This window comes from Nonomuraea sp. NPDC047529 (assembly GCF_040642995.1).
Taxonomy (GTDB): Bacteria; Actinomycetota; Actinomycetes; order Streptosporangiales; family Streptosporangiaceae; genus Nonomuraea.
Genome location: NZ_JBEYTJ010000022.1, coordinates 146,136 through 172,077, shown reverse-complemented (window position 1 = coordinate 172,077; position 25,942 = coordinate 146,136). Strand labels below are relative to the sequence as shown.

The following is a 25,942-nucleotide window of genomic DNA, read 5'->3' as shown; positions in this document are numbered from 1 at the left end:
CCGATCGTGACGAGCGCCACAGGGATCAGATATCCGACGGGCACCGAACCTCCAAAGCCGCACTTCCTTCGAACGCGCCAAGCTTTCCCCACCTGCCCGCCTCGCATCTACGACGAATCCGATAACGTCCTTTAACCCTGAAATGAAGAATGCGGAGGCCCGCCCGTGGAGATGCGAGAGATCGAGATCTTCCTGACGCTGGCCGAGGAGCTGCACTTCAGCCGTACGGCCGAGCGGCTGGGGATCAGCCCCGCCCGCGTCAGTCAATCGATCAAGAAGCAGGAGCGGCGCATCGGCGCGCCCCTGTTCGACCGCACCACCCGAGCGGTCCGCCTGTCCCCGCTCGGTGAGCAGCTGTACCAGGCGCTCAAGAGTGGCCACCGGCAGATCGTGCAAGGGATCGCGACCGCTCAGGCCACCGCCGACGGCACCGCGGGCACCCTGACCCTCGGCACACTCGGCCCGCTCTCCACGCAGATCAAGAACGTTCTCGACCTGTTCCTCGACCGGCACCCGAACGCCCGGCTCCAGCACCGCGAGATCCAGCCTGCCTCCCCTCTGGACCTGCTGAAGTCGGGTGAGGTGGACGTGGCGCACGTGTGGTTGCCGATCCGCGAGCCCGATCTGACCGTCAAACCGACCTCGTACGCCTCCGAGGTGGTGTTGATGGTCTCCGCCGACCACCCCTACGCGGGACGGGACTCCATCTGCCTGGAGGACCTCGGCGACTGCATCGTGGTCGAGGGCCGGTCGATCCCTTCCTGCATGGAGGAGATCTTCAACCCGTACCACACCCCTTCCGGCCGCCCCGTCCGCCGTGGACACAAGGTCACCACCTGGCAGGAGACCCTCAGCGCCGTCGCCTCGGGCCAGGCCACCGCGGGGGTCACCGCCGAGGCCGCGACCTTCTACCCCTGGCCCAGCCTCGCCTTCGTGCCGATCCGCGACGCCCCGCCGTGCCGGTGGGCCTTCGCCTGGCGTACGGCGAGCGAGACGCCACTCATCCGCGCCTTCGCCCGCGCAGCAGATGACGCCCGGCAACCGACGGAGTAGCACCCCCGGATCCGACGTTTCTGCGGGTTGTCGAGTATCCGGCATGGGCCGGTTTCGCGGTTTGAGCCAGCTGTGGCCCACAGGGACCCGAGGGCCGGAGCCTGCAATGAGGCGCGGGCTCAGGACAGGGGCACCTGCAGGGCGCGCCAGGTGGCCACCTTGACGGTCAGTGCGTCAGCCTGGGCGGGCAGGGCGTACAGCGACCAGAACTCCTTCGTCTCGCCGGGCTCGAAGTTCATCGCCGACAATGCCACCCCGGAGGTGTTCGTGCACGCGCAGTACGTGCCCGGTTCCTCTCCCTTGGCCACGATCACGCGGGCCGGGCGGTACAGGCGGCGCGCGGCGGGGTCGGTCACCTGGATGTTCGTCGCCGCGTGGTACTTGAAGGCGTTCCAGTCGTCGGCCCAGTTGAGGTCGTGGTACCACGCCTTGCCGTCACCCCGGTTGGTGATCGAGTAGCGCAGCAGGCCCAGGTCTCCGGGCATCCGGCGGAAGGCCGTCACCTGCAGGTCGAACGGCACCCCCTTCGCGCGCACCGTCGCCTTCGTCCCTTCGCCCTCAGGCAGCGGGGACGTGGTGGTGCCGGCGGCCGGCGCTTCAGCCGGTGCGGGCTTGGCGAACGTGATCGTCACCCGGCGGTTGCGGCGCCGTCCCTCGTCGGAGCTGTTGCTGTACAGCGGGCGGCGGGAGCCGTATCCGTGGGCCCTGAACGTCACCTGGTCGCGCGTGATCAGCGGCATGAGGGCCTGGCGCACCGCCTCCGCGCGGCGGCGGGACAGCGGTTCGTTGATGGCGTTGGTGCCGGAGGAGTCGGCGTGGCCGTCGACCTCGATCGTCGTGTCCGCGGACGTGTCGATGAGCTTGGCCGTCTTGGCCAGCACCGTGCGGGCGCGCGGCGTGAGCGTCGCCTTGTTCAGCGCGAACAGCACGTCGGAGGAGAGGCTGACCTTGAGGTCGGCGCCGTCGTCGGTCGTCTCCTCGGTACGGTCGAGCGACTGCGACGGCGTCTCGATGAGGTGGCTGACGGTCTCGACCTGGGAGGCGTCGGCGTCGGGCAGTTGCCGGCCGGGTGGCGGCACGGGCGGGTCGTCGCTGATCGGGACGTCGACCATCGGCGGGCCGATCGGTGTGACGATCGTCGTGGTCGCGGGGTTGCCGGATGGCGCGGGCAGCACGGCGTAGACCGTCAGCGACTCGCCGGGGTCGATGATCGCTTTGAGGTCGTCGCGGTCGGTGTCGCTGCACAGGCATTCGCCGTCGGCGGGTTTGTACGGCATGAGCCATCGGTGGGCCGGGGCGTCGAGCACCGCGATGCCGGAGGGCCAGCGCCACTTGAGCGGCCGCATCGGGTCGGCGAGCGGCGCCTGCCAGTGCAGCGGCTTGTCGGTGCTGGTGGACAGGCGCAGCTGCACGACCAGGTGTTTGCCGCCGACGCGGTTGAGCCCGACGAGTTCGGCCTTGTAGTTCGACTCGACGGTGCCCTGGACGGTGGCCAGCGCGGGCCGGGTGTCCCCGCCGCCGGACGTCGCGTCCCCGCTCGCGGAGGGCGGAGGAGCGCTGGTCGAAGGCGCGGGAGGCGGCGCGGTGGTCTCGCTCGCCGAGGGCGCGGGGGGTAGCTGACCACATCCGGCGGCCGTTAGGGCGACGGCGGTCAGGGCCATGATCCGGATACGCATGGCGGGCATTGTGCCATGACCGAATCAAAAGTGGTCAGTCAAGGAGATCGTGGACGGGCAGAGGGCGCCGAATGAGCCGGTGCGCACTGACGGGATTGAGCGGCGGAGCATAGGGGAAATCTCCGTCCTGCGGGCCGTCGACTGGAGTGGAGGCCCCTGCGACGTAAGCAACCGCTGGTCATAAGCAGGGTGAACTTCAGGGATGGAGTTGATGCATGGTGGAACGACGCATGTCGGTTGCGACGCACTGGGGTAGTTTCATCGCGGTGGTCGACTCCGGGCGGTTGGTACGCATTGAGCCGAGGGGCGACGACCCCGTGCCGTCACCCATCGGGCCCGGAATGGTGACGGCCGCCGACGACGGCGCTCGCGTGCTGCGCCCCGCGGTGCGCAAGGGCTGGCTCGACGGCGAGCAGCGCATCCACGACGCGGCCAGAGGCACGGACGCCTTCGTGGAGGTGAGCTGGGACGACGCGATCACGCTGGTGAGCGACGAACTCCGTCGAGTGCGTTCACGACACGGGGACAGCGCGGTGTTCGGCGGGTCCTACGGCTGGGCGAGCGCGGGCGTGTTCCACAACGCGCAGAGTCAGCTCCAGCGGTTCCTGGCGCTGGGCGGGGGGTTCACCGACTCCCGCAACACCTACAGCACTGCGGCGTTGGAGGTGATCCTTCCCCATGTGATCGGCGGGCATCCGTGGAGCTACCAGTCGCGGATGCCGATGTGGGACGAGATAGCCGACAACTGTGAGCTCGTGGTGGCGTTCGGCGGGCTGGCCCTCAAGAACAGCCAGATCAACCCCGGTGGGCTGGCCAGGCACCAGACGCTGAACCTGCAGCGACGGTGCCGTGCGGCCGGGGTGCGGTTCGTGAACGTCAGCCCCATCCGCAGCGACGTCGCCGGCTTCCTCGACGCCGAGTGGCTGCCCGTCGTCCCCAACACCGACACCGCCGCGATGCTCGGCATCGCCCACACGATGCTGGTCAACGGGTGGCACGATGAGGACTTCCTGCGCCGATGCTGCGTCGGGTTCGACCGCTTCGCCTCCTACGTGGCCGGTGATCTCGATGGCGTCCCCAAGGATGCCGCCTGGGCAGCGAGGATCACGGGCATCAGTCCCGAGGCGATCGTCGACCTCGCTCGCCGCCTGACCGAGCGACGTTCCCTCATCATGGTCAACTACGCGGTGCAGCGGGCGGACCACGGCGAACAGCCGATGTGGATGTCTGTCGTGCTGGCCGCCATGACCGGGTCGATGGGTCGGCCTGGCTGTGGCTGGGGAGCGGGTTACGCGACGATGGACGCGACAGGTGTCGCCAGAGACCGCCCCTCCGTGGCGAAGTTACCTGGAGTTTCCAATCCTGTCCCGGACTTCATCCCTGTCGCGAGGATCGCCGACACGCTGCTGCATCCGGGTAGGACCATCGGCTACGACGGCCGGCGTCTCACGTTGCCGGAGCTTCGCCTGATCTACTGGTGCGGGGGTAACCCGTTCCACCACCACCAGGATCTCCATCGGCTGGCCCGGGCCTGGCAGACCCCTGACACGGTGGTGGTTCACGAAGCCTGGTGGAACACCACGGCCAAGTTCGCGGACATCGTCCTGCCTGTCGCCACCAGCTTGGAGCGCGACGACTTCGCCGCCGGATTCTCCGACCCCCACCTCGTCGCGATGCCGAAGGTCCGCGAGCCGGCGGGGGAGTCACGCACCGACCATCACATCTTCACCGCCTTGGCCTCCCGTCTCGGATACGAGCAGGAGTTCACGCAGTCGCGCTCCGAGATCGAATGGGTCCGGCACCTGTACGAGCAGACGAGGGCCGAACTCGGCGACGATGCCGCCTTGCCGGGCTTCGACGACTTCTGGCGCAGCTCCACCGCCGAGCTGCCGGCGTTGACCGGACCGTTTCCCGGCAGCTTCGAGGCGCTCCGCGCAGATCCGCAGCGTTTCCCCCTGCCGACGCCGTCGGGCCGGATCGAGATCTTCTCCGAGGAGATCGACTCATTCGGCTACGACGACTGTGCCGGGCATCCGATGTGGTTCGAACCGGTGGAGTGGCTCGGCGCCGATCTGTCGGGCCGATTCCCGCTGCATCTGATCTCGAATCAGCCCGCCTCGCGCCTGCACAGCCAGTACGACAACGGTGGCCACAGCCTCAGTTCAAAGATCCATGGCCGTGAGCCCGTGACGATCAATCCGTCGGATGCCGCGGCGCGCGGCATCGAGACCGGCATGATCGTACGCGTCCACAACGACCGAGGTAGCTGTCTGGCGGGCGCGATACTGTCGGACGACGTCATGCCAGGCGTCGTGCAACTGTCCACCGGAGCGTGGTGGGATCCGGTGCAGCCGGGCCTGAGCGGCACATTGGACCGCCACGGCAACCCCAATGTGCTCACGGCGGATCGGCCGTGCTCAAGCCTGTCCCAAGGACCGAGCGCTCTCAGCGCGCTGGTCGACGTCGAGCTCTACGACGGCCCTCATCCCGATGTGCTCGCCTTCACCCCGCCACACTTCGATGGGTAGACATCTTCCCCTTGCGTTCGCGTAACCAAGGGAATACTTTGCGTAATCGTGACTGCACTTCAAAACCTCAAGTACGGCCAGTGGTTCAGGGGCGCCGACGTCGACGGCGACGGGTTCATCACCCAGCGGGACGTCCGACTGATGAGCGAGCGATACATCGCCGCCCGCGGCGCCGCGTCGGACTCCGAGACCGCCCGCCTGCTCACCGAGAGGATGGACGGCTTCTGGGCGAACGTGATCGCCCCGATGGATCACGACGGTGACGGGAAGGTCGATCTGGGGGAGATGACCGAAGGGTTCAGCCGGGTCCTGACCGACCCCGCCCTGTACCCGGCACAGATCGAGCCGGTGACCGACTGCTTCTTCGACCTCGCCGACCTCAACGGAGACGGCAAGATCGACCAGGCGGAGTTCCAGGAGATGTTCGACTCGGTCGGCGGCGTTCCCGGTGAGGACTGCGCCGCGGTCTTCGCCGCTCTGGACCAGGACGGCTCGGGTGTGCTGGACCGCGCCGAGTTCCATCAGGCGGTCACGGAGTTCTTCTACGGCGACGACCCGGACGCTCCCGCCAACCACCTGTTCGGCAGGGTCACCGGCTGAGCGGGCCCGACCATGTCGGTGGGGCCTGCCAAGATCGCGACATGACGATCGATGAGCTGACGCCGTTCCGGTGGCTGCAGCCGCCGTACGGCGATGAGGGCGACCTGCTCGGCGAGATCTGCTGCGTGACCTTGCTGCGCGGGCTCGACCCGGCCGAGGTGCTACGCCGGTTCGGCGCCCGCACCAGCACGGAGATGAGCTTCGCCGAGCTGGATGACGCGGTCTCCGACTTCACGATGGTGACCGGTGGCGGTGAGGGAGGTGGTTACGTCGGAGTGGTCGCGAGCGGCGACGGGTGCGCGGTGGTGGAGCCGTACGGCTGGTCGGGGACGGACGACCGTACGCTGTCGCGACTGTCGGCCGGTACCGAGGTGGTGTCCGTTCTGCGACATGACTACGCCTGCGACGACTTCCGCTACGCCGCTGACGGCATCGTCATCACCGCTTTCGACCCGATTGCTCCCGAGCATCGCTCCGGTTCCGACCCGAACCGGCTCGCCGGCCTCATGCGCGAGTTCGGCCTGCCCCTGGAAGAGTGCTCGGACGAGGAGTGGGAGCAGCGGTACGACGACCTGTCCGAACACGGCCTCGGGCGCATGTTCGCGATGGCGGCCCGGCTCACCGGTGTGACGTTCACCGCCGACCTGCTGAACGGACCGCTCCTGGTGGGCACGATCGCCGACCTGCCGCAGGAAGACCTGGAGCGCGAGACACCCTGACACGGCATCCCCTTCGGCAGACTGGTCTCTCGCCTGTTCAGCTGTCGCGCGTCGTCGTCCCCTGGGGCCTGTCGGCCGCCGATCGCGATCACTCGCGATCGGTGGCCGAGGCCCGGAATCCCTCCAGTCCGAAGGTCAGCAGCCGCTCTCCCTGGGGTGGGGAGCTCTGCTCGCCCGCCCATGCCGCCGCGTTGACCAGCGCGTACAGGTCCGGGGCGGTGACATCCGGCCGTACTTCACCGGCCGTCCGCGCCCGGGCCAGCAACTCCTCTCCGGCGGCGAGCACCGCTGTGCACGCCGCGTGCAGTTCGGAGGTTTCATCCTCGACGGCCTGCATGAGCGTGGCGCCGAGCCCTCGGTAGATCGTCGTGTGCACCATTGCCGCCCGGGCCCAGGTGGCCAGGCCGTCGAAGGGGGAGCGCGCGGTGAGCAGTTCGGCGCCGGTCGTGGCCAGGGCCCGCATCCGATCACCCATCAGCGCCTCCAGTAGGGCCCGGCGGGTGGGGAAGTGGCCGTAGAGCGTGCCGTTGGCCACCCCGGCCCGGCGCGCGATCGCCTCCAGGGAGAAGTCCGCGCCGTGCTCGGCGAACGCGGCCGCCGCCTCGGTCAGCAGCCGCTCGTAGTTGCGGTGTGCGTCGGCCCGCATGCGACGGCGGGGTGGCGGTGTGTCGGCGTTCATGAGTAACCCTCGCTTGCAAAGTTGAGACTGTCTCGATATTTTCTCGGGACAGTCTCAACTTTACCGTTTCCGGAGGTCCCTCACATGACCACACCCGTGGAGCATCCGCTCTCCACCACCGCCGCGAGCAGGGCCGGCAAGCCTGTCCTGGTCACCGGCGCCACAGGCCGGCAGGGCGGAGCCACCGCCGCACGCCTGCTGGCCGACGGCTGGCCGGTCCGCGTTCTGGTCCGGGATCCCGGCGCCACGGCCGCCCGCGAACTGGCCGCAGCGGGCGCCGAGCTGCTGATGGGCGACCTGGACGATCCCGGCAGTCTCAAGGCGGCCATGGCCGACGCCTACGGCGTCTTCGCCGTCACCCCCGACGACCCGGACAGCGAACGCGAGGTCCGGCGCGGCCGTCACCTGGCGGAGAGTGCGGCTGCGGCCGGCGTCGCCCACCTGGTCTTTGCCTCCGTCGGCGGTGCCGAGCGAGGCACCGGCATCTCCTACTGGGAGAGCAAGTGGGCCATCGAGCAGCACATCGCCGCCCTCGGACTGCCGGCCACCATCCTGCGACCGGTGCGCTTCATGGAGAACCACACCATCCCCGGGCTTGCGCTGGGCGGCATCTCCGCCGACGGAGTCCTGCGCCACCTGTTCGCCCCCGATGTGCCCGTGCAACTCGTCGCCGTGAGCGACATCGGCGCCTTTGCCGCCCTCGCCTTCGCCGACCCCACTGCCTATCTCGGCCAGGCCCTGGAGCTGGCGGGCGACGAAGTGACCCCCGAGGCCACCGTGCGCCTGATCAGCCGGCATCTCGGGCGCCAGATCACCTACCAGCAGGTCGACGGCGAGGAGCTGAACCTGAGCAAGGACGCCACTCGGGCCTTCACCGCCCAACGCGGACTATGGCGCGCCGACATCCCCGCCCTGCGCCACCGCCACCCGGACCTGCTGGACTTCCCGAGCTGGCTGGACCAAGGCGGCGCCGAAGCCATCGCCACACTCCTCGAAGGCTGACCCGTCCGATCCGCCAGGAACCGGTGCGGCGGCTCGCTGCGCCCGGAACTCGTGAACATCCCCCCGCACCTGATCCGGGCGGTGCGCCGTCCTGGGCGTGTTGCGTGGGGGAGGGGCCTCGGGAACGTCCTGAGGCCCCTCCGGGGTGCCGGTCAGGGGTAGATGCCCGGAGGCCAGCGGAGGATGGACGGGACGACCCATTCGGCGTACACGCCGGGGATGCCGAAGGACAGGCTGAGCTCGCCGAGGGTGTAGACGAGCACGCCGCCGTCCGTGACCATGGCGGTCTTGGGGGTGCTCTGCGCTGTCTGGGCCGCCGAGTAGACGTCCTTCTGGCGACAGCACCCCGGAGGTTGACCCGCCCCGTTAAAAATCTACATTGTAAAGGCGGTGGGCGGTCGATTTTTCACCTTCCCCCAACAGCAAACGGGCTACGCCCGCACCCCTCGACAATCGGCAGTGCAAGAGGCTGCGGTGTGGGCTCATTTCTGGCCGGGGCCGTTCACCACCTTGGTCTCCAAGAGGGCTGTCAGGGTGAGCGGCGTGCCGGCCTTGACCTCGTAGTTGGGGCCGTCGGTGTAGTCCGTCATCCGGTCCTGCACGGTTACTCCGTAGGTGCCGAGAAAGCGGAAGTCGACGGGATCCAGGATGAGGTCGTAGCGGGTCCATCCGCCGGTGTAGCTGAAGGCGACCCCGTGCCTGCCGTCGGCGTCGACGGCGTCCTGGTTGACGGTCACTCCGGGGATGGTGGTGAGCCCGCGAAACAGCGCCGCGCGTACTTCCGGTGGTAGTGCCTGGGTGCCCATGATCTGGTAGATGGCCTGGAAGAGCCGTTCGTCCATTGATGGTGGTGAGTCGGGTCCCGTCCATGTCATGTGCATGTCCGCTAGTTTCTGGCGGATTTTTGCGAGTAGCCCTTCGGGGATGACTGGTTGGCGGGCCAGTTCGTCGGCGCTCAGTCCTGGGTGGTTGCCTTGTATCAGCAGCTTGCCGTTGGGGAACAGGGATGCGGTCTGCAGGCCGTCCACGCTGTTCCATTCTTCCCGTACTTCGCGTCTGGACAGGTCGACGCCGTAGCCGCCGTTCGCGGATTGCGGGGCCTGGAGTTCTTTGATGTACAGCCATTGGCCGGGGTCGGGCGTTTGTCCGCGGTCGTCATAGGCGGCTTGAGCGGCTCGTTCGCCCAGTTCGCGTACGCTCGCCACTGGTGTCACGCGGGGGTGGTCGTTGGTCACCATCACGCCGGCGCCGATTGCGACGGCCAGTGTGCCTGCGAGGACCAGTCGTCGGCCGAGTCGTGGGGTGCGTCGGGGTTCGTGGTGAGGTTGGGGTGCACGGGTCGCGGCCAGTAGTCGGGCTCGGGCGGTGCGTTCTGTCTGTGCCGTCATCGGCGGGGTGTTTCGTCGGAAGTCTTTGATCGTGCTCATTGCTGGTCCTCGTCTCCCAGTGCGGTGCGTGCCTTTTTTCTGGCTCGGTGCAGTCGTGACCGCACGGTTCCTGGTGGGATGTCGAGTGCGCGGGCCACTTCCTCGTAGGTGAGGCCCTCCCATGCCACCAGGAGCAGCACGTCGCGGTCGCCGCGTGACAGCGATGCCAGGGCTCCCGCGAGTTCGCGTTCTTTGTCCCGTGCGGCGACTCGGCGTACGACGGCGTCGGCGATGGGTTCGGGCAGGGGGTCGACGCCGGTGCGTGCGAGTGCGCGCAGCATTCGCTCTTCTTGTCGCCGGTGTCTGGCGACGAGGGTGGTGGCGATGCCGTACAGCCAGGGGCGTGCCAGGGGGTGCGAGGTGTCGTACGAGTCGCGTCGCCGGAACGCGGCCAGGAAGGTCTCGGCCACGATGTCGTCGGCGGCTTGGGTGCCGATGCGCCGTGCGGCGTACAGGTGGATCTGGCGGGCGTATCGGTCGAACAGTGTGGCGAACTGTTCGGGTTCGCCGACGGATCGTCTGATCAGTTCGGCGTCGTCGATCTCGGCCGTCTCAATGGTCAACGGCCCTCCTTAGGGTCGGTCGGTCACCCTGCTGTCTCCCGGAGTTCGTGGCAGGGTTCTCGCCTTGGGGGGAAGAGTGACGGACATCACAGCGTCCTGGGCGGTGCGATGATGGGAAAGTTTTCTGCGGGCCGTGTTGATCTGGGGGCTGCTCGTTCGACCAGTGGGTGTGAGGGCCGAGAGGCGGTCCCGCCGGACGAGGAGTGTGCCATGGCGAAGTATCTGCTGATCATGCGGGGGACCGATGAGTCGAACGCGGCCATGATGGCCGACATCGACGAGATGATGGTCGCGACCCGCCAGTTCATCGAGGAGATGGCCAAGGCCGGTGTTCTCCTGGGGGCGGAGGGGCTGGACGATCCGGCTCAGGGGGTCGTGGTCGACTTCGGTGGTGAGGCGCCGGTGGTCACGGATGGGCCGTACGGCGAGACCAAGGAGCTGTTCGGGGGGTTCTTCCTGCTCGATGTGGCTTCGAAGCAGGAGGCGGTGGAGTGGGCCAGGCGGGTGCCGGCGGCTCGGGGGGCCAAGGTCGAGGTTCGGCGGGTGCCTGGGAGTGACGAGGTCCCGCAGGTCGGCGCTTGATCGACGGGGACGGGGGCGCGCGTCGGGGCGGGTTGCCGGGTGCGGCTGAGGTGGAGGCTGTCTGGCGGATCGAGTCGGCGCGGATCGTTGCCGCGCTGGCTCGGTTCACCGGTGATTTCGGGTTGGCCGAGGATGCGGCTCAGGAGGCGGTGGCCGAGGCGTTGGTGTCGTGGCCGCTCGCCTTTCCGGCGAGTCCGGCGGGCTGGTTGATGGCCACGGCCCGGCGGCGGGCGATCGACGCGATCCGCCGTCGGGCCGCGTTGCAGGACCGGTTGGTGTTGCTGGCGGCCGAGTCGATCGATGGGGTGGTCGATGAGGAGGTCGATCCTGAGGGGATCGATGATGATGTGCTGGCGTTGATGTTCATCAGTTGCCATCCGGTGCTTTCTCGTGAGGCTCGGGTGGCGCTGACCTTGCGTGTGGTGGGCGGTTTGTCCAGTGAGGAGATCGCTCGTGCGTTCCTGGTGCCTGTGCCGACTGTGCAGGCTCGTATCACGCGGGGTAAGAAGACGATCGCGGCGGCGGGGGTGCCGTTCGAGTTGCCGTCGGCCGTTGAGCGTCGGGAGCGGCTGGGTGGTGTGCTCAGTGTCCTGTACGTGATTTTCACTGAGGGGTCGACGGCCACGTCGGGTGATCGGTTGTTGCGCCCGGATCTGGCTTACGAGGCGATCCGGTTGGCCCGGACGCTGGCGGTGTTGCAGCCGGACGAGCCTGAGGTGCATGGTCTGCTGGCGTTGTTCGAGTTGACGGCGGCGCGTTTTCCTGCCCGGACCGGCCCTGATGGTGGGCCGGTTCTGCTTGAGGATCAGGATCGGCGGTTGTGGGATTTTTCGGCGGTTCGCCGTGGGTTGGCGGCGCTGGCGAAGGCGTCGCCTCGCGGTTTGGGTCCGTATGGTCTGCAGGCTGCGATCGCTGCGGTGCATGCGTCGGCGGCGTCTGTCGGGGCGACCGATTGGGAGCGGATCGTGGTGCTTTATGAGGCACTCGGCCGGGTCGCGCCTTCTGCGGTGGTGGAGCTGAACCGGGCCGTGGCCGTGGCGATGGCCTCGGGGCCGGCTGAAGCCTTGGCCATCGTGGACGAGTTGGTAGCCGCCGACCGGCTCCCGGGTTCGCATCTGGTCCCGACCGTCCGCGGTGAGTTGCTGGCTCGGCTCGGGCGGCGGGTGGAGGCGCGTGCTGAGCTGGAGTTGGCGGCGGGGTTGTGCGCCAATCAGCGCGAACGCGCGGTGTTGCTGCGCAAGGCGTCCTTGCTGGCCTGACTTCTGGAAGGTGGGAGCCTGCACGCGCTGCGCCGCGACCTGCACCACGCCGAGCAGGGCACGATCATCCGCGTTCCCAGGGCGGGGAGGTGAGCGCCCCTCTCGCGCATCTCCGGCCGGGACGTCAGGTGCGCTGCAGGGAGGACAGGCCCCACAGTTCTGCGATGCGCCCGTCGTGCACCCTGAAGATTTCCAGCATGGTCGGTGACTCCTGGCCGGGTATGCCGTGCACGCTGGTGCGGACGGCGGCGGTGTCACCTTCGACGATCATGTCCTCGACGACGACCTGGGCTTCGGGGAACGCCTCATGGAGGCGTTGCCATGCCAGGGTGACGCTCTCCGGCCCGGTGGTGCCCAGGGGGTGGCTGTGGAAGTCCGGGGTGAAGATCTCTGCCGCGGCGGCATGGTCGTTGGCGTTGAATGCGGCGTACATGCGTTGGGCGGCGGCCCGTACATCGTCTGTCATTGGCTCTCCTGATCGATCATGTTCGCTCGGATGCGGTGGAGGACGTCCAGCATGATGTGCTGCTGTTCTGGGGTGATGCCGTCGAGCAACCGTTCCTGATACACCTGGTGCGATCGCTCCAGGTCAGCCGCGACCCGCTCGCCCGCGGCGGTCAGCGCGGCCAGGGTGTAGCGGTTGTCGGCCGGGGCCAAGCGGCGGGTGACCAGCCCTTCGGTCTCGAATTCCTTGACCAGCCGAGTAACGCTCGCGCCGTCGATGCCCAGTGTGTGGCGCAGGTCGCTGTGGCTGGTTTCGCCGTCACGTCGTAGCCGAACGAGTAGTTGCACTCGGTGGGGGCTCACGCCGATGTGCCGGGCGAACGCCTGCCGCAGCTCGGTGCATGCGCCTCCGAACTCCCGGAAGAACGTGTCTTGGGACGTCTCTTCAAACACGTTCTCTTTATATCGTCAACTCTTGATTCGATCAACAGATGGTGCTGGCCTCTCGTGTCGGGGCGGGCCGACTCGGGTCGGCGTCATGATCTCCACGAACGCCTCATCCGGGCTGACGGCACTGGTCGTTGATGTCGGCGAGGCGTCGCAGCGACGGGTAGAGGGGGGCACGATCCGGTGCAGCAGCGCGTAGGTCGTGGTCTTCGCCTTGGCGCCGGGCAGGGGGACGATGAGCGCGGGCCGGAAGATGAACGCTCGTGATGTCAGCTTCAGCAGGGTGAGGTACGGCAGGGCCGACGCGAACGGGTCGCCCTGCCGGTCTTCGCCGCCCTGCACGGCTACGCCGGCCTGACCGTGAGCGGCTTCCTCCCGCCCGACCCCGCCCGACCCCGCCCAGCATGGACTGGACGACACGATCGCGTCCGTCCTGCGCGGTTGCGAGCCTCCGCCCGAGTGAGGCGGGCGGTCATACGCAGGCGTTGACGTCTCTTCTGACGCTGTCCCCGTCCAGCATGCGGCCGGAGACGTTGTCCGAGGTGATGTCATCGATCTTGAGAGGTGCGCCGGCGAGTTGCCACAATTCCGGGCCGGCGGGATTCTGTGCCGCGATCTGGATACTCCCACCGCCTTTGCCGCCGATGGTGAAGGCCACTTCGGTGCAGGGTCCGACAGGCAACTCGTAGGTGAGTGTCTTCTGGTTCTCGTCGGCGGGGTTCCATCGAGCGTAGATCGTCGCGGGCGCCGTGTTGGAGTTCCGGACGATGTAGTTCCACCCGTCGGGCTGTTGCTGCTTGGGGGTGGTCCATAACGCGATACGCCTGACGAAGGCGGTCTTGGCGGAACTCTCGGCTTCGGACTTCTCGTTCGCCCGCACCCGTTGATCTTCTGTCCGTTGCGACAGTGCGTCGGCGCGTTGCTGCTCGCCGAGGGACAACGCGTTCATGGAGATGATGAGCGCGGGGATCGACGTGAGGCTGCCGACGATGCCGGCGATGCCTGCCCAGAGCTGGACGGAGGTGAGACGGGTGCGGCGTCCTCGCCGCGGTCGAGCTGCCAGGGCTCTGGTGATGCGGGCGGACGGGCGGGGTGCCGTTCGCGAGAGTGGTGAGCGCCGCGGGGGCTTTCGTCCCATGGCCCATTGTGTCGCGCGAGTGTTCTTGATCGCGCGATCGCCTGCCGGGCGGTTCACCGTGGGTGGCCGTGGGCTGCCGGGTCCGTTCAGGCGTCGGACCAGAGGGCGGTGAGCAGCGTGTTCAGCCGTTCCGGCGCTTCGACGTGCGGGTAGTGGGCGCTGCCCGGCACCTGTTCGTGCCGGGCGCCGATCCGCTCGGCCGTGACCCGTGCGCAGGCCATGAGGGGGACGCCGCCGCGCTCCCGGTACGGTTCGGGGGCGTCCTCCCAGGTGCCCGAGACGACCAGTTTGGGGAAGGTCGCCGCCCGCAGCGCCGGCAGCGGGAGGCCCGCCTCCCAGCAGACGCGTTCGCGCAGCGCCGTGGCGGCCGCGCGCAACCGCCGATCGCCTGTCGCCGGTTCCGGCATGCCGGCCGATTCGGCGGCGGCGTGCAGCCATTCCTCGGGCGTCAGGTCGGGAAGGGCGGCGTAGGCGGCGCGGTTGGCGCGCAGCGCCTCGGCCACGGCGGGGTGGTCGGCGGCGGCCTGGTAGGAGCCCGGCTCGATGAGGGTGAGCGAGCGCACCGCCTCCGGCCTGCGTGCCGCCGCGATCATGGCTCCGACGGCGCCGTAGGAGTGGCCGACCAGGTGCGCGCCGGCGCCGAGGAGTTCGGCGACGTCGTCGGCGTCGGCCAGGTAGTCGCCGGGGAACCTGTGCCCGGCGTCCGGGCTGCCGCCGCAGCCCCGGCGGTCCATCAGGAGCAGGCGGAAGCGGCCGGCCAGCGGGCGTTGCGCCGCGAACCCGTACACCGGGTCGTCGCCCCAGCTGGTGGAGCCGTGCACGAAGACCACCGGCGGCACGGACTCGGGGCCGAGCGTGGTCACGTGCACGTCGCCCGGCAGCGGGCCGTTCGCGCGGAACAGCGGGGTGGGGACGGACATCCGACTCCTCCTTGAACATTGTTTAAGGCTCTTGAACGTTGTATAAGGGATCGGAAGGCGACGTCAAGGCGGGTAGGGTGATCACGTGCCGTCGTCAGAGTCCTCCGGCGGGTCCGTGTGGCTGCGTCCCGAGCGGCCGCCGCGCGACCGCCAGCTCACCCGCGAGCGGATCGTCGACGTGGCGGTCGCCGTCCTCGACGCCGAGGGGCATCGCGGCCTGTCGATGCGCCGCGTCGCCACCGAGCTGGGGGTGACCGCCGGGTCGTTGTACTGGTACGTCCACACCAAGGACGACCTGCTGGAGCTGGCCCTCGACCGCGTGCTGGCCGAGGTGCGCGCCGGCCCCGGCACGTCCGGCTGGCGTGACGGCCTGGCGGCGCTGGCCCGCAGCAACCGGGCCATGCTGCTGCGCCACCGGTGGGCCCTGTCCGAGCTGACCCTCAGGCCCAACCTCGGCCCCAACGCGCTCACCCTGGCCGAGGCCGGGCTGCGCCTGCTGGAGCGCGCGGGGTTCGCCGGCCCCGACCTCGACGCCGCCATGGCCGCCGTCAACGACCACGTGGTCGGCGCGGTCATCGCGGAGGTCGCCTGGCGTGACACGCTGGCCCGCATGGGCGGGACCGGGGCCGGCTGGGCGGAGCAGGCGGCCGAGTACCTGCGCCAGGTCGCCGAACGCCACCCGACGCTGGCCGGCCGGATGGCCGCCACGGGGGAGATCGACGTCGAACGCGAGAGCGAGCGGCGCTTCGCCTTCGGCCTCGACTGCCTCCTGGACGGGCTCGCCAACCGGTGCGCGGCCTCGTCCCCGTCATAGCGCGTGCCACTCGGGGGCAACTGGAGGAGTGGTCGGACGACGGAACGCAGACTTTCCTCAAGTGAGGCGAGTCAGGGCAGGAGGGTGCCCACTCGCTTGAGCGTGCGGATCACCGGCGCGGTCTCCAGCTCGCGCACGCCGTGGAGCGGCGCCACCCGCTCGGTGAGGTAGCGGTAGAGGTCCTGCGTGTCACGGCAGGTCACCCTGGCCATGAGGTTGATCGACCGTCGGACGCTGCGCGACGCCCTGCTGGCCGACGTGGCGGAGACGGTCACGTACGGCAAGCGGCTGACCGGCTTCCGGGTCGCGGCCGACCGGGTGACGGCGTGCTTCGACGACGGCGCCGCCGTCGCGGGCGACGTCCTGGTCGGCGCGGACGGCATCAACTCCGTGGTCCGCCGCCGGTACCTGCCGAAGGCCCGCGTCGTCGGCACCGGTCTCGTCCAGCTCTACGGCAAGATCCCGGCCGGGCCGGGCGCGGGCATGGACAACGTGTTCACCGCGATCAGCGGTCCGGGCCATCGCACGGTGGGCGTCGCGTCCACCCGCGACTACGTCACCTGCTCCTTCGGCGCCCGCGCCGAAGATCTCCCGTCCGGCCTGCACCTGATGACGCAGGAGCAGCTCAGGTCCCTGGTCATGGACATGACGGACGGCTGGCACCCGCTCGTCCGGCGGATGATCGCCCAGTGGCACGAGGTCTTCCCCCTGGAGTTGCGCACCAGCGTCCCGATCCCACCGTGGCGGACCAGCCGCGTCACGCTGCTCGGCGACGCCGTCCATGCCATGAGCCCGGCGGCCGGGGCCGGGGCCAACCTCGCCCTGCGCGACGCGGCGGCGCTCAGCGCGGCACTCGCCCACGGCGGCCCGCTCATGCCGGCGCTGCGCTCCTACGAGCGGGACATGATCGCCTCCGGGTTCGCCGCGGTCCGCGTCTCCGCCGCCAACGGCGCCCGCTTTCTCGGCCAGGACCCCCTGCCCTCCAGTTGACGCGTGCGGCTCTCCGGTGGCGACGTCTGACGGGAGGTGATCGTGGCGCCCCTTCAGCGGCCCTGCCACCACGGCTGCGTGCCCTCCACGGCGACGAACTCGTGGAAGTCCATGTTGGCGATCTCCAGGTTGCACGCCATCGACCCGACCATGCGGCAGGGAAGGACGGCGATCCGCCCCGGGCAGTCGTACAGGTCGACGACGGTCAGCGGCCGGCCGGGCTCGGCGAAGGTCCGGGCGTCGGCGAGGACGGCCAGCCTGGGGTTCTCCTCGCCCGGCGGGACCAGCGCCGGGACCTGACCGGGCAGGAGTCCCTCGAAGGCCCGGTCGTCGACGACCGACGCCGTCAGCGGGTAGTGGTCCACGTCGATGTCGTCCGGGTCCAGGTCCGCGCCGACCCAGCCGTCCTCGTCGGCCCCGCCCAGTTCGTCGAGCAGGGCGCGCCAGCCTTCCTCGTCGTCGAAACAGGTGCGGACCAGCAGCTGCCCGGACGGCAGTGCGGGCAAGGGCCGGTGCGGTGGCGCGGTCGGCGTGGGGAAGGCCGGCCGGCCGCCGTCTCCCTGGTACGTGCCGTACACGTCCATGTCGCGCACCAGGTGGTCGAAGGCGAGTGTGCCGTCCAGCAGGGCTGCCAGGATCTCGCCGAGCCGGGCCGGCGGAACCCGGACGCCGCGCCCGGGTGTCGCCGCCAGATCCACCAGCAACAGCCCGCCCCCGTACGCGGCCGGAATGTCCGCCAGGACGGCGACCGGGCCGCCGCCGGGGTGGACAAGTGCCGGGACGTCTCCGCCGCGCAGGCAGTGCCACCTGCCGTCCTCGACCGGTCGCAGCCGCACCCCGTCGCCGACGACGAGCACGTCGCCTTCCCGGCGACCGCCGATCTCGTCGAGCGGCCCGCCCCGCCCTTGCCTGCCGCCCTCGGCGCGCGTGCAGAGCAACAACACCTGACCGGGCTCCGGCTGGGGAAGTTCGGGAAAGGACACGGTTCTCCTCCGGAAAGTTGTCGGGGACGAGCGCCTCGTCGGTGTCACAGGCCGCTGAGGGCCTCAGAGGTCGTGCCGGCGATGGCGTAGGAGCGTTCGAGGACGACCGATCCGGTGCCGGCGTCGATGCCGTAGACCTTCACCCGCACCCGTTTGAACCCGACCTTCCTGACCATCCGCAGCGTGGAGTCGCCGGTCCAGTCGAGCCTGACGTCCGTGTCGGCCTCCGTGACCCTGTCCTCCGCCGGGACCCGCTCCACCTTCTGACCCGACGCCGGCACCGGGAACGTGGCAGTGACCAGCCCGGTCGCCAGGTCGTACAGGGCGATGCGGGGTTTGCGGCCGGCGATGTAGACGGCCACCGTGCGCCCGTCGGCGTGCAGCGCGGCGGTGGCGGCGTTGACCCCGACGAGCCGAGGCGGCACCACACTGGCGGTCCGCCTGCCCTTCAGGTCGTGGACGCTGAGCCTGCCGGCCCTGCCGTCGTCCGTCCGGACGAGGATCTGGTCGCCGTCGCCGCTGAAGCTCAAGGCGTCGTCATGCACCGACATCCCCGGCACCTTGGCCAGCAGGGCGGCGGTGGCGGCGTCGTACACCCGGGCGGGATGGATGGTGTAGCCGGACCAGCAGCAGTCCACCGCCACCAGGGAGCCGTCGTACGACATCGTCACCCGGGTGAGTTCGAGTTCCGACTTCGACGGCCACGCCCTGGCCTTGGACACGCGCGTCCGGCCGTCGAGGTCGCGGACGACGAGCCGGGCGTCCTTGGCCCTGATGTAGGCCAGGCGGCGGCCGTCACCGCTGACGGCGACCGCGTCCTCCCACCGGCCCGCCTCCTTGAGCGGGTGGCGCCTGCCGTCGGTCGTCCGGTACCACCAGGGACCACACCAGGCGGCGTCAAGCCGGCCCTTGTCGCAGTCGGAGGCGGCGGCGTACTGGATGGGGGCGGACGCCGCGCCCGCCGGAACGGCCGCGCGGGCGGTACCCGGGACGGTCACGAGTGCCGAAAGGACGGCGAGCGCCCCACAAAGGATCTTCACGCGGGGTTGGACCACTCATCGCCGCGCAAGGTTGATTGCGATCCGATAACACACCCTGTCCGGTGCGTCTTCGGCATCGAGTCGCCGCGGCGTGCGCCATCGGCGGGCAAGCCCGATCGAGGCCCGCCCGGGGTGGTCGGGGCGGTCGGGCACGCCGATACTGCTCGTGGACGTTTGCTCTGGACGGCAGGTGGAGTATGTGGCGTTTTCACTTCACGGGTGAGGATCTGGCCCGCTTACGGTTCGAGGCGTCGCCCGGCCCCGTCATGGAGTCCTGGTTCGCGCTCAACGTCATGGCCAGGCGGCGGCCCGGGGCGCTGTTCGAGCCGTGGCGGCGGAGCGTGGTGGTCCGCGACTCCCTACGCCTGCTGGGCGGGCTGGCCCAAGGCGTTCATCCGCTCGACGTGTACACCCTCGCGGGGGCGGGGGCGCACGTGGAGGAGGGCCTGGACCGCCTCCTCGGCGTGGGCGCCGCCCCGGTACGCGCGGAGCTCGACAGCTGGGGGCAGTACGGCGACCTGCCGTCCTGGTCCCGGCTCCTGCCTGACGACTCCGAGACGCGCGGGCACTTCGCGGCGGCCGTACGGGAGACGCACACCGCCCTGCTCGGGCCCTACCGTGATCCGCTGCGCGCGCACCTGGAGGCGGAGGTCACCGCCCGCGCGGGCGTCATGGCGCGGGGCGGCGCCGAGCGGCTGCTGTCGACGCTCCACCCCGACCTGCTCTGGCGGGACATGACCCTGGACGTGACCACCCGGTTCACCTCACGCACGCTCGACGTGCACCTGAACGGGCGGGGGCTGGTGCTGATCCCCTCGGTGTTCTGCCGGCTGCCCCTGTTCAGCTACGACAGCTTCCGCCCCGACGACGCGCCGGTGCTGTTCTATCCCGCCCTGCGGGATCCCGCCCACGCCTTGGCGCTGTGGGGACGGCGGGCCGCGGGCGCCCCGCAGCGGGCAGGCACGCTGGGCGCGCTGCTGGGCGTGACGCGCGCGGCCGTCCTGGAGGAGGTCGGCCAGGGCTGCACGACCACGCACCTGGCCAGGAAGCTGGCCATCTCGGCCGCGACCGCCAGCCATCATGTGGCGATCCTGCGGGACAGCGGTCTGGTCATCTCCCGCCGGCAAGGCGGGTCGGTGCTGCACCTGCCGACGCCGCTCGGCCTGGCCCTGCTGAACGGCACCCTCTCCGGGCCGAACTGAGCGAAGCCGAACCGAGCGGCATCGCCGCCACCGCGGGCTTTCGACCACGGTCGAAACCCTTACCGGCCGCACGGGCGGCGGCCCGACCATCGTCGTAGCAGAAATTCCCGACCGAAGGGACACGCTCGATGAACGTCGCAGGAACCGCTCTCAAGACGGCCCTACTCTCGGCGGCCATGGTGGTGATGGCCGCCACGGCCACCACCGGCACCGCTCTGGCCACGGCGGCGGCCCCGCCGGCCTCGTGCCCGGCCATGCGCAACCCGGTCAACGCCACGAACACCGTGACCCGCAAGCAGAAGACCATGCCGAACAGCCAGACCCTGGAGCTGCGATCGGGCACCATCAGCGGCCAAGAGTACGCGTGGGGGCGCATTCTGAACTCCAAGGACGGCGACGTCGTCTGGGTCGACTACTCGATCGACGGCGGGGCCAACTGGCGGCAGTGCGACCTGCGGACGCTCAGCGGCGGCGTGAACTACGGCTACGGGCTGCTGACCAGCTCCAGCTCCAGCGTCTGCATGCGGGCCGGCGCTCGCCCCAAGGCAGGCGCCGTCTCCTACCTGACCGCCTGGTGGTGCTAGGAAGCCGGGACCGGCCTGGCCACCACGCCCGGCTCCCGGGGAGCTCCCGGCGCCGCCCGGCGTCAGTGGTCGATCAGTGTGGTGGCCAGGCGGCGCAGGCGTTCGCGCAGGTCGGGGGCGTGCGGACCGCGCGTCAGGAGGAGCTGGTGCACCGCGCCGACCAGGGCCAGGGCCAGTGAGGCGGTGTCGGCGTCGGAGGTGAGGCGGCCGAGTCGTCGTTCGGCGTCCAGGTAGGCGGTGAACAGGCGTTCGGCCGCGTCCAGTTCCAGGGTGCCGTCGTCGAGCGCCTCGCCCAGCCGGGTCACCAGCGACGGCCTGGCCAGCACCAGGCCCGCGAGCGCCATGAGGTTGCCGGTGAGCAGCGTCTCGATCGCCGCCATCAGGTTGTCCACGACGGTCGCGGTGCCCGCCCGTGCGGGCAGGTCGCCCATGCTGTCCGTCGCCGCCCGCGCCCGGTCGACGAAGAGCGCGGCCAGGAAGGCGTCGAGGTCGCCGAAGTGGTTGTGGAGCAGGCCGGTGGCCACGCCGGCCTCGCGGGTGATCGCCCTGCCCGTGAGCCCTGACGGCCCCTCGCGCAGCAGGACCTGTTCGGCGGCGTCGAAGAGCTGCTGCCGTACCTGGGGGGTGGTCACGCCGCGTGGGGACATGATTCCGAACCTTACCGCCCTGCCAGGATGAACACTCGCTCATACTGTATGAGCGAGTGTTCATCCTGGCAGGAGCATGACGAAGGAAGAGTTCGCAGGAGCGCGCGGCGGCAGGACCGCGAGACGGGTGATCGTCGTCGGTGCGGGCATCGCGGGGCTCGCCGCGGCGTTGCGGCTGCGTCAGGCGGGCTGGCGACCCCTGGTCGTCGAACGCGCCCCGGCACGCAGGAAGGGCGGCTACGCGGTCGTCTTCTCCGGCGTCGGCGCCGCCGCCGCCGGACGCATGGGCGTCCTGCCCGCGCTCCAGGCGCGCCACGTCGGCGGGTTCGACCTCGCCTATCTCAGGGCCGACGGGCGGCCCCGCTTCACCGTCCCGCGCCCGACCGTAGGACGGCTGCTCGGGGACGGCGGCCTGGCGCTGCTGCGCGGGGACATCGAGGCCGTCCTGTACGAGGCGGTGCGCGACCAGGCCGAGATCCGGTTCGGCGCCACGGTCACGGGCGTGAGGCAGGACGCCGGGGGAGTGGACGTCACGTTCGGCGACGGTTCGTCGGAGCGGGCGGACCTGCTCGTCGGGGCCGACGGGCTGCATTCGTCCGTACGCGACCTGGTCTTCGGCCCCGAGGAGCACTTCCGCCGCGACCTGAGCCACGTGGTGGCCGCCTTCACCCTGGACAGGCTGCCCGACGGCCTGCCGGAACGGGCCTTCAGCACGATCACCGCCGTCGGCCGCACGTTCACCGTCGCCGACCTCGGACCCGGCCGGCACGCCGCCTTCTTCACCTACGGCACCGCCGACCCCGGCGCCGAACTGGCCAAGGGGCCGCGCCGGGCGCTCCGGCAGGCGTACCCGGGCTTCGGGTGGACCGTCCCCGACCTGCTCGCGGACCTGCGCGAGGAGGACGTCTACTTCGACAGCGTCAGCCAGATCGTCATGGACCGGTGGAGCCGCGGCCGCGTCGTCCTGCTCGGCGCCGAACTCGAACGCCGCCCGGACGACGTCCCCGCGGCCCTGCGCGCGTGGCAGACCGGCCTGCTCGGCCGCCACCTCAGCTTCCACGACACCTGACGCGAGCCGGGACCGTCAGCCCGGTAGGCGCCACAGGCCCTCGATACACAGCTCGGTGGTCGTCCTGCGGGCGTCCGGGGCCTTGATCGACACCTTCTCGCCCCACCCGTGGTGGCGGGTGTCGACGGAGAGCGTCCTGCCCGCCAGTTCATCGAGGACGTCGGGGAAGGTGAACGTGCTCCGCACCCTGTGCCGAGCAGCTCGGTGTGCCAGAGGTGAAGCTGGTGGGAGTCCCTCCACCAGGTCTTGCCCTTCTTCAGCCGCTTTCCTGCTGAGCAGGACGAGGTCGCCCATCCGGCAGGGCTTCTCGACGGCGTGGAAGGTGTGGCCTCGTTCGCCGTCCCGGCCCAGGCGGTGTCCGCTCAGTCGAAGGACGGTCTGACGCTCCGGTCGCGGCTTCGCTTGAGCTCGAAGAAGCCTTCGGTTCCGGCGACCAGGACCAGGCCGTCCCAGAGCCGGCCGGCTGCCTCGCCGCGGGGCGCCTGCCTGAGCACGGGGCCGAACAGGGCCGTGCCGCTGATGCGGAGAACGGGGGTCCCGACGTCGAGCCCCACCTCGTTGAAGGCCTCGTCGTGGGAGTCCCTGATGAGCTGGTCGAACTCCTCGCCGGTGGCGGCCTTGACCAGCTCGTCGGGCAGGCCGACCTCCGTGAGGGCCTCGGTGATGACCGTGGGGTCGTCGCGACGTCTTTGGTTGTGGAAGCGGGTGCCGATGGCGGTGTACAACGGGCCGAGGACTCCGCGGCCGGCGTGCTCGGCGGCGGCCGCGCAGACCCGTACCGGCCCCCAGGCCTTCTCCATCTGGTTCCGGTAATCCTCGCTCAGCCCCTCGCCCTTGCGCTGGACGAGGTTCAGGTGGGCCAGCGACATGAGCCGCCAGTCGGCGCGCACCGGCCGGACCCGCTCGACCTCCAGCAGCCAGCGTGAGGTGACCCACGCCCAGGGGCACAGCGGGTCGAACCAGAACGGGACCTCGACGAGCTCCGACTCTTGCGTGATCGTCATGATGCGTTCCTTCCTCTGGTCGCCGGGATCGACACCAGCAGAGAGTAAAGGGAATCGCACGAACCGGCGAGAGGCAGCACAACTCACAGAAAAACGCCACTCCCCATTTCCGACACCTTTACCGGCGAAGCACACTCCGGTTCGGTGTTCGCCCGCAGCGCGACCGATCGGGCGCCGTCCTCGGCTATCCCGCGAAATCGATCTTGTCAAGAGTTGATCATTTTGGGGCAGTACCATACTTTTCGTTCATCCGACCCTGACGGGAGCGACGGATGAATCTGAATGCGGCAGTTGCGACAGGAGCCGCTGCTCAGGTCGTACTTATCGTGGTTTTCCTGATAGCGACACTGTCAAAGACCATAACCCACCGCGAACTCGGCCGGACCATCGCACAACTCGGTCCGGCGGCTCTGGGACGGCAGGCCGCGACCGCGGTGATCGCCGCCGAGATGCTGGCCGTGATCGGCCTGGCGGTGGCGCCGTCCGCTTTGTGGCCCCGGGCGCTCATCGTGCTGCTGGCGCTGGCGTTCGCCGGCGCCGGGATCCGCGCGCTGAGCCGCGGCGAGAAGATCAAATGCGGTTGTTTCGGGAACGGCGGCGCGGTGCTCGGCTGGCGCCAGGTGCTGTACCTGCCGCTGTGGTCGGCGCTTGCCGTGCTGGCCGAGGTGAACCCGCCGACCTGGACCGCGCAGGAGGGACTGCTCGGCCTGGCCGTGGCGCTGCTGGCCATGGTCGCCTGGAAACTGAGGGCCGAACTACGCCTGTTGCGCCCGCTGCGGGAGGACCGGATGGTGCTTCCCGACCCCACCGAACCCGAAGCGGAGGTGCACGCCGCATGACGACGGTGCTGCTCATCGTGATCTGCCTGCTGGCCGTGGTGCTGTTCGTCCAGATCGGCGCGCAGGTGGAACTCTTCCAACAGGTCAAGCAGATCCGGGCCTACCTCGACATGGAGGACAAGCCCACCCCGGTGGAGCTGGGAACCCTGGAGGGTGCCCCGCCGAGCCGCTTCGGCCTGCCGGCGGCCCTCGACGAGGCCGAGCGGGCCATGGTGCTGTTCCTGTCCAACAAGTGCGAGACCTGCCACAACCTGGCATCAGCGCTGCGTGGGGGAGCGGTGCCGCCTTCGATGTGGGTCGTGGTCGTCCCGGTGTCCGGCGACGGCAACGAGTTCATCGCCGAGTTCGGGCTGTACGGCGAGCGCGTCATCCTCGACGAGGACGAGAGCATCGTCGGCAGCATCGGGCTCGACATCACACCCGCCGCACTCCACGTCACCGAAGGGAAGCTGACACGGGCCCACACGGTGCCGACGGTCAGGCAGATGTACGCCGCCGCCCCTGTCCCCTACAAGCACAACCTGGCCGGCAAGCCCTCCGTACGGCACTGATCCGATTTCACCCCACGGCCAGAGAGGCCAACATGGATCACCTCCACAAAATGTCGGACGGACCCGATGGAAACCGGCGCGGATTCCTCGGCTGGATGGGCAGGGTCGGTGTCGCGGCGATCGGCGCGGTCGCAGGCGCCACCGTGATGACCAAGCCGGCGGCTGCGGCGAACTGGCGCTGCTGCAACCTCGCCCTCCCCAACACGTTCTGCAAGACCAACAGCAGCGGGCAGTACGTCTGCCCGTCCGGTTACAGCATGAAGGTGTGGCAGTGCTGCAGCGGCTCGGCGCCGTACCAGCGCAAGTACGCCTGTGGTGAGTGCACCAAGGGCGCGGACTGCGGTTCGGGTCCGTTCATCTGCTCGGCCGGCTGGACCGTCAACGCCAACGGCTGCTGACAGCGACCGGGTGGCCGGCCGGGCGTCATGGCCTCGGCCGGTCACTCCGGATGGAGGATGTCGTGTCCTTTGACACCTGGCTGACCTTCGCGCTGGTCCTGCTCATCGCGAGCGCGGGCTTCGCGCAGTTGTTCAGCTTTTGAGGCCTTTCCTTCGTCGGATATCTCCGCCCCCTGGTTCAGGGGAGAGTTCCCGGGGAGAAGCCCATGTACCGGCCGATCCTCATGCTCATGCTCGGTTTCAGCATCTCCGCGCTGCTCGCGTACGGGCTCGTGCACCTGCTCGGTTCCGGCCTGTTCGGCTCGGTGCCGGGGACGGGCGCCAAGCTCGCCGCGGCCACGGTGATGCTCGCCTGCCTGGTCATCGACTCCGGGCTGTTCGGGCTGCGCACGCCCATGTGGCGGCGCCAGACTCCGCAGCAGCATTTCTACCGGTTCGGCCCGGCCAGGGGAGCGCTCCTGTGGGGGCTGGACACCGGTCTGGTCCTGACCACGTTCAGGGTCACCTCGCTCACCTGGGCGGCGCTCGGCGTCACCCTGCTCGGGCTGGTGCCGTGGTGGGCGGGACTGGCCTACGCGATCGGCTTCACCTGGCCGGGTTTCGCGCTGGTCGCGATCGTGCCACCGTCGAAGGACCTGGTGGAGATCCCTGAGCCGATGTGGCTGATCGACTGGCTGATGGAGAAGGAGAAGCCGGTCAGGCGGCTGGCGCTGGGCCTTCTCACGGTCACGTTCGTCGGCGTCGTCGCCTCGTCGTTCCTGGGCTGACGCGCTGCCCGCCGCAC

At 69.7% G+C, this 25,942-nt stretch carries 32 protein-coding genes; 16 read left to right on the top strand and 16 right to left on the bottom strand.

Going from position 1 to position 25,942, the window contains the following annotated elements:
• The first annotated feature begins 171 nt into the window (after positions 1-171).
• Entirely contained in the window at positions 172-1,053 is an 882-nt protein-coding gene (locus tag ABZ815_RS30735) for a LysR family transcriptional regulator (RefSeq protein WP_357704027.1), read from the top strand.
• A gap of 119 nt (positions 1,054-1,172) precedes the next feature.
• Here ABZ815_RS30735 and ABZ815_RS30730 read toward each other — a convergent pair whose 3' ends face one another.
• The gene (locus ABZ815_RS30730) at positions 1,173-2,729 is read right to left on the bottom strand and encodes an OmpA family protein (RefSeq protein ID WP_357704017.1); all 1,557 of its coding nucleotides are present in this window, start codon (positions 2,727-2,729) and stop codon (positions 1,173-1,175) included.
• A gap of 215 nt (positions 2,730-2,944) precedes the next feature.
• On the opposite strand from ABZ815_RS30730, the gene ABZ815_RS30725 reads away from it, so the two are divergent.
• From ABZ815_RS30725 to ABZ815_RS30715, 3 genes are read left to right on the top strand one after another with little or no spacing between them, the layout of a single operon-like run.
• Positions 2,945-5,257, top strand: a complete 2,313-nt coding sequence (locus ABZ815_RS30725; protein ID WP_357704015.1) for a molybdopterin-dependent oxidoreductase — start codon at positions 2,945-2,947, stop codon at positions 5,255-5,257.
• Positions 5,258-5,305: 48 nt separating this feature from the next.
• A complete protein-coding gene (locus ABZ815_RS30720; RefSeq protein WP_357704013.1) occupies positions 5,306-5,857 on the top strand; it encodes an EF-hand domain-containing protein in 552 nt (183 codons plus the stop codon).
• Between the two features lie 41 nt (positions 5,858-5,898).
• Positions 5,899-6,576, top strand: a complete 678-nt coding sequence (locus ABZ815_RS30715) for a DUF6461 domain-containing protein (RefSeq protein ID WP_357704011.1) — start codon at positions 5,899-5,901, stop codon at positions 6,574-6,576.
• Positions 6,577-6,664: 88 nt separating this feature from the next.
• Here the strand turns inward: ABZ815_RS30715 and ABZ815_RS30710 are convergent, their stop codons facing one another.
• On the bottom strand, positions 6,665-7,255 hold the full coding sequence (locus ABZ815_RS30710) for a helix-turn-helix domain-containing protein (protein WP_357704009.1): 591 nt from the start codon (positions 7,253-7,255) through the stop codon (positions 6,665-6,667).
• Between the two features lie 84 nt (positions 7,256-7,339).
• Between ABZ815_RS30710 and ABZ815_RS30705 the strand changes: the two genes are divergently transcribed.
• Positions 7,340-8,257, top strand: coding sequence for an NmrA/HSCARG family protein (locus ABZ815_RS30705; RefSeq protein WP_357704007.1), 918 nt, complete (start codon positions 7,340-7,342; stop codon positions 8,255-8,257).
• Positions 8,258-8,409: 152 nt separating this feature from the next.
• On the opposite strand, the gene ABZ815_RS30700 is transcribed toward ABZ815_RS30705, so the two are convergent.
• From ABZ815_RS30700 to ABZ815_RS30690, 3 genes are all read right to left on the bottom strand, one after another.
• Positions 8,410-8,538 (bottom strand): hypothetical protein, encoded by a 129-nt coding sequence (locus tag ABZ815_RS30700; RefSeq protein ID WP_357704005.1) that lies wholly within the window; start codon positions 8,536-8,538, stop codon positions 8,410-8,412.
• A 201-nt stretch (positions 8,539-8,739) separates the two neighbouring features.
• On the bottom strand, positions 8,740-9,684 hold the full coding sequence (locus ABZ815_RS30695; RefSeq protein ID WP_357704003.1) for a CU044_5270 family protein: 945 nt from the start codon (positions 9,682-9,684) through the stop codon (positions 8,740-8,742).
• Positions 9,681-10,247, bottom strand: a complete 567-nt coding sequence (locus tag ABZ815_RS30690; RefSeq protein WP_357704001.1) for an RNA polymerase sigma factor — start codon at positions 10,245-10,247, stop codon at positions 9,681-9,683. The genes ABZ815_RS30695 and ABZ815_RS30690 overlap by 4 nt, the downstream gene beginning before the upstream one ends.
• A gap of 210 nt (positions 10,248-10,457) precedes the next feature.
• Here ABZ815_RS30690 and ABZ815_RS30685 point away from each other — a divergent pair, with 210 nt between their 5' ends.
• The gene (locus ABZ815_RS30685; RefSeq protein ID WP_357703999.1) at positions 10,458-10,829 is read left to right on the top strand and encodes a YciI family protein; all 372 of its coding nucleotides are present in this window, start codon (positions 10,458-10,460) and stop codon (positions 10,827-10,829) included.
• A 50-nt stretch (positions 10,830-10,879) separates the two neighbouring features.
• Positions 10,880-12,088, top strand: a complete 1,209-nt coding sequence (locus ABZ815_RS30680) for a DUF6596 domain-containing protein (protein WP_357703997.1) — start codon at positions 10,880-10,882, stop codon at positions 12,086-12,088.
• Positions 12,089-12,212: 124 nt separating this feature from the next.
• Here ABZ815_RS30680 and ABZ815_RS30675 read toward each other — a convergent pair whose 3' ends face one another.
• From ABZ815_RS30675 to ABZ815_RS30655, 5 genes are all read right to left on the bottom strand, one after another.
• On the bottom strand, positions 12,213-12,554 hold the full coding sequence (locus ABZ815_RS30675; protein WP_357703995.1) for a nuclear transport factor 2 family protein: 342 nt from the start codon (positions 12,552-12,554) through the stop codon (positions 12,213-12,215).
• Positions 12,551-12,985, bottom strand: a complete 435-nt coding sequence (locus tag ABZ815_RS30670) for a MarR family winged helix-turn-helix transcriptional regulator (RefSeq protein ID WP_357703993.1) — start codon at positions 12,983-12,985, stop codon at positions 12,551-12,553. The genes ABZ815_RS30675 and ABZ815_RS30670 overlap by 4 nt, the downstream gene beginning before the upstream one ends.
• A 15-nt stretch (positions 12,986-13,000) precedes the next feature.
• Positions 13,001-13,321 carry a hypothetical protein gene (locus ABZ815_RS30665; RefSeq protein WP_357703991.1) on the bottom strand — a complete coding sequence of 107 codons (321 nt, stop codon included), beginning with the start codon at positions 13,319-13,321 and terminating at the stop codon, positions 13,001-13,003.
• 130 nt (positions 13,322-13,451) lie between these two features.
• Positions 13,452-13,928, bottom strand: a complete 477-nt coding sequence (locus ABZ815_RS30660) for a hypothetical protein (RefSeq protein WP_357703989.1) — start codon at positions 13,926-13,928, stop codon at positions 13,452-13,454.
• 275 nt (positions 13,929-14,203) lie between these two features.
• Complete coding sequence (locus ABZ815_RS30655; RefSeq protein WP_357703987.1) at positions 14,204-15,037, bottom strand: alpha/beta hydrolase; 834 nt, start codon at positions 15,035-15,037, stop codon at positions 14,204-14,206.
• A gap of 85 nt (positions 15,038-15,122) precedes the next feature.
• Here ABZ815_RS30655 and ABZ815_RS30650 point away from each other — a divergent pair, with 85 nt between their 5' ends.
• Positions 15,123-15,851, top strand: a complete 729-nt coding sequence (locus tag ABZ815_RS30650) for a TetR/AcrR family transcriptional regulator (RefSeq protein WP_357703985.1) — start codon at positions 15,123-15,125, stop codon at positions 15,849-15,851.
• A gap of 71 nt (positions 15,852-15,922) precedes the next feature.
• Here the strand turns inward: ABZ815_RS30650 and ABZ815_RS30645 are convergent, their stop codons facing one another.
• Entirely contained in the window at positions 15,923-16,063 is a 141-nt protein-coding gene (locus ABZ815_RS30645; protein ID WP_357703983.1) for a hypothetical protein, read from the bottom strand.
• 4 nt (positions 16,064-16,067) lie between these two features.
• Here ABZ815_RS30645 and ABZ815_RS30640 point away from each other — a divergent pair, with 4 nt between their 5' ends.
• Positions 16,068-16,841, top strand: coding sequence for an FAD-dependent monooxygenase (locus ABZ815_RS30640; protein WP_357703981.1), 774 nt, complete (start codon positions 16,068-16,070; stop codon positions 16,839-16,841).
• Between the two features lie 53 nt (positions 16,842-16,894).
• Here the strand turns inward: ABZ815_RS30640 and ABZ815_RS30635 are convergent, their stop codons facing one another.
• Both ABZ815_RS30635 and ABZ815_RS30630 read right to left on the bottom strand, forming a co-directional pair.
• Entirely contained in the window at positions 16,895-17,824 is a 930-nt protein-coding gene (locus tag ABZ815_RS30635) for a hypothetical protein (RefSeq protein ID WP_357703979.1), read from the bottom strand.
• Positions 17,825-17,868: 44 nt separating this feature from the next.
• A complete protein-coding gene (locus tag ABZ815_RS30630) occupies positions 17,869-18,822 on the bottom strand; it encodes a hypothetical protein (protein WP_357703977.1) in 954 nt (317 codons plus the stop codon).
• Between the two features lie 239 nt (positions 18,823-19,061).
• Between ABZ815_RS30630 and ABZ815_RS30625 the strand changes: the two genes are divergently transcribed.
• Both ABZ815_RS30625 and ABZ815_RS30620 read left to right on the top strand, forming a co-directional pair.
• A complete protein-coding gene (locus ABZ815_RS30625; RefSeq protein ID WP_357703975.1) occupies positions 19,062-20,066 on the top strand; it encodes a helix-turn-helix domain-containing protein in 1,005 nt (334 codons plus the stop codon).
• A gap of 128 nt (positions 20,067-20,194) precedes the next feature.
• The gene (locus ABZ815_RS30620; protein WP_357703973.1) at positions 20,195-20,650 is read left to right on the top strand and encodes a hypothetical protein; all 456 of its coding nucleotides are present in this window, start codon (positions 20,195-20,197) and stop codon (positions 20,648-20,650) included.
• A 62-nt stretch (positions 20,651-20,712) separates the two neighbouring features.
• Here the strand turns inward: ABZ815_RS30620 and ABZ815_RS30615 are convergent, their stop codons facing one another.
• The gene (locus tag ABZ815_RS30615) at positions 20,713-21,297 is read right to left on the bottom strand and encodes a TetR family transcriptional regulator (protein ID WP_357703971.1); all 585 of its coding nucleotides are present in this window, start codon (positions 21,295-21,297) and stop codon (positions 20,713-20,715) included.
• A gap of 76 nt (positions 21,298-21,373) precedes the next feature.
• On the opposite strand from ABZ815_RS30615, the gene ABZ815_RS30610 reads away from it, so the two are divergent.
• The gene (locus ABZ815_RS30610; RefSeq protein ID WP_357703969.1) at positions 21,374-22,366 is read left to right on the top strand and encodes an FAD-dependent oxidoreductase; all 993 of its coding nucleotides are present in this window, start codon (positions 21,374-21,376) and stop codon (positions 22,364-22,366) included.
• 15 nt (positions 22,367-22,381) lie between these two features.
• Here the strand turns inward: ABZ815_RS30610 and ABZ815_RS30605 are convergent, their stop codons facing one another.
• Together ABZ815_RS30605 and ABZ815_RS30600 are read right to left on the bottom strand one after the other, a co-directional pair.
• The gene (locus tag ABZ815_RS30605; protein WP_357703967.1) at positions 22,382-22,552 is read right to left on the bottom strand and encodes a hypothetical protein; all 171 of its coding nucleotides are present in this window, start codon (positions 22,550-22,552) and stop codon (positions 22,382-22,384) included.
• A 176-nt stretch (positions 22,553-22,728) separates the two neighbouring features.
• On the bottom strand, positions 22,729-23,370 hold the full coding sequence (locus tag ABZ815_RS30600) for a DsbA family protein (RefSeq protein WP_357703965.1): 642 nt from the start codon (positions 23,368-23,370) through the stop codon (positions 22,729-22,731).
• A 272-nt stretch (positions 23,371-23,642) separates the two neighbouring features.
• Here ABZ815_RS30600 and ABZ815_RS30595 point away from each other — a divergent pair, with 272 nt between their 5' ends.
• The 4 genes from ABZ815_RS30595 (at position 23,643) to ABZ815_RS30580 (ending at position 25,925) form a co-directional block, all read left to right on the top strand.
• Positions 23,643-24,209, top strand: coding sequence for a MauE/DoxX family redox-associated membrane protein (locus ABZ815_RS30595; RefSeq protein WP_357703963.1), 567 nt, complete (start codon positions 23,643-23,645; stop codon positions 24,207-24,209).
• On the top strand, positions 24,206-24,760 hold the full coding sequence (locus ABZ815_RS30590) for a hypothetical protein (protein ID WP_357703961.1): 555 nt from the start codon (positions 24,206-24,208) through the stop codon (positions 24,758-24,760). Before ABZ815_RS30595 ends, ABZ815_RS30590 begins: the two co-directional genes overlap by 4 nt.
• 95 nt (positions 24,761-24,855) lie before the next feature.
• Positions 24,856-25,158, top strand: a complete 303-nt coding sequence (locus ABZ815_RS30585) for a hypothetical protein (protein WP_357703959.1) — start codon at positions 24,856-24,858, stop codon at positions 25,156-25,158.
• Positions 25,159-25,364: 206 nt separating this feature from the next.
• Positions 25,365-25,925, top strand: a complete 561-nt coding sequence (locus ABZ815_RS30580) for a hypothetical protein (RefSeq protein ID WP_357703957.1) — start codon at positions 25,365-25,367, stop codon at positions 25,923-25,925.
• Positions 25,926-25,942 lie beyond the last annotated feature (17 nt).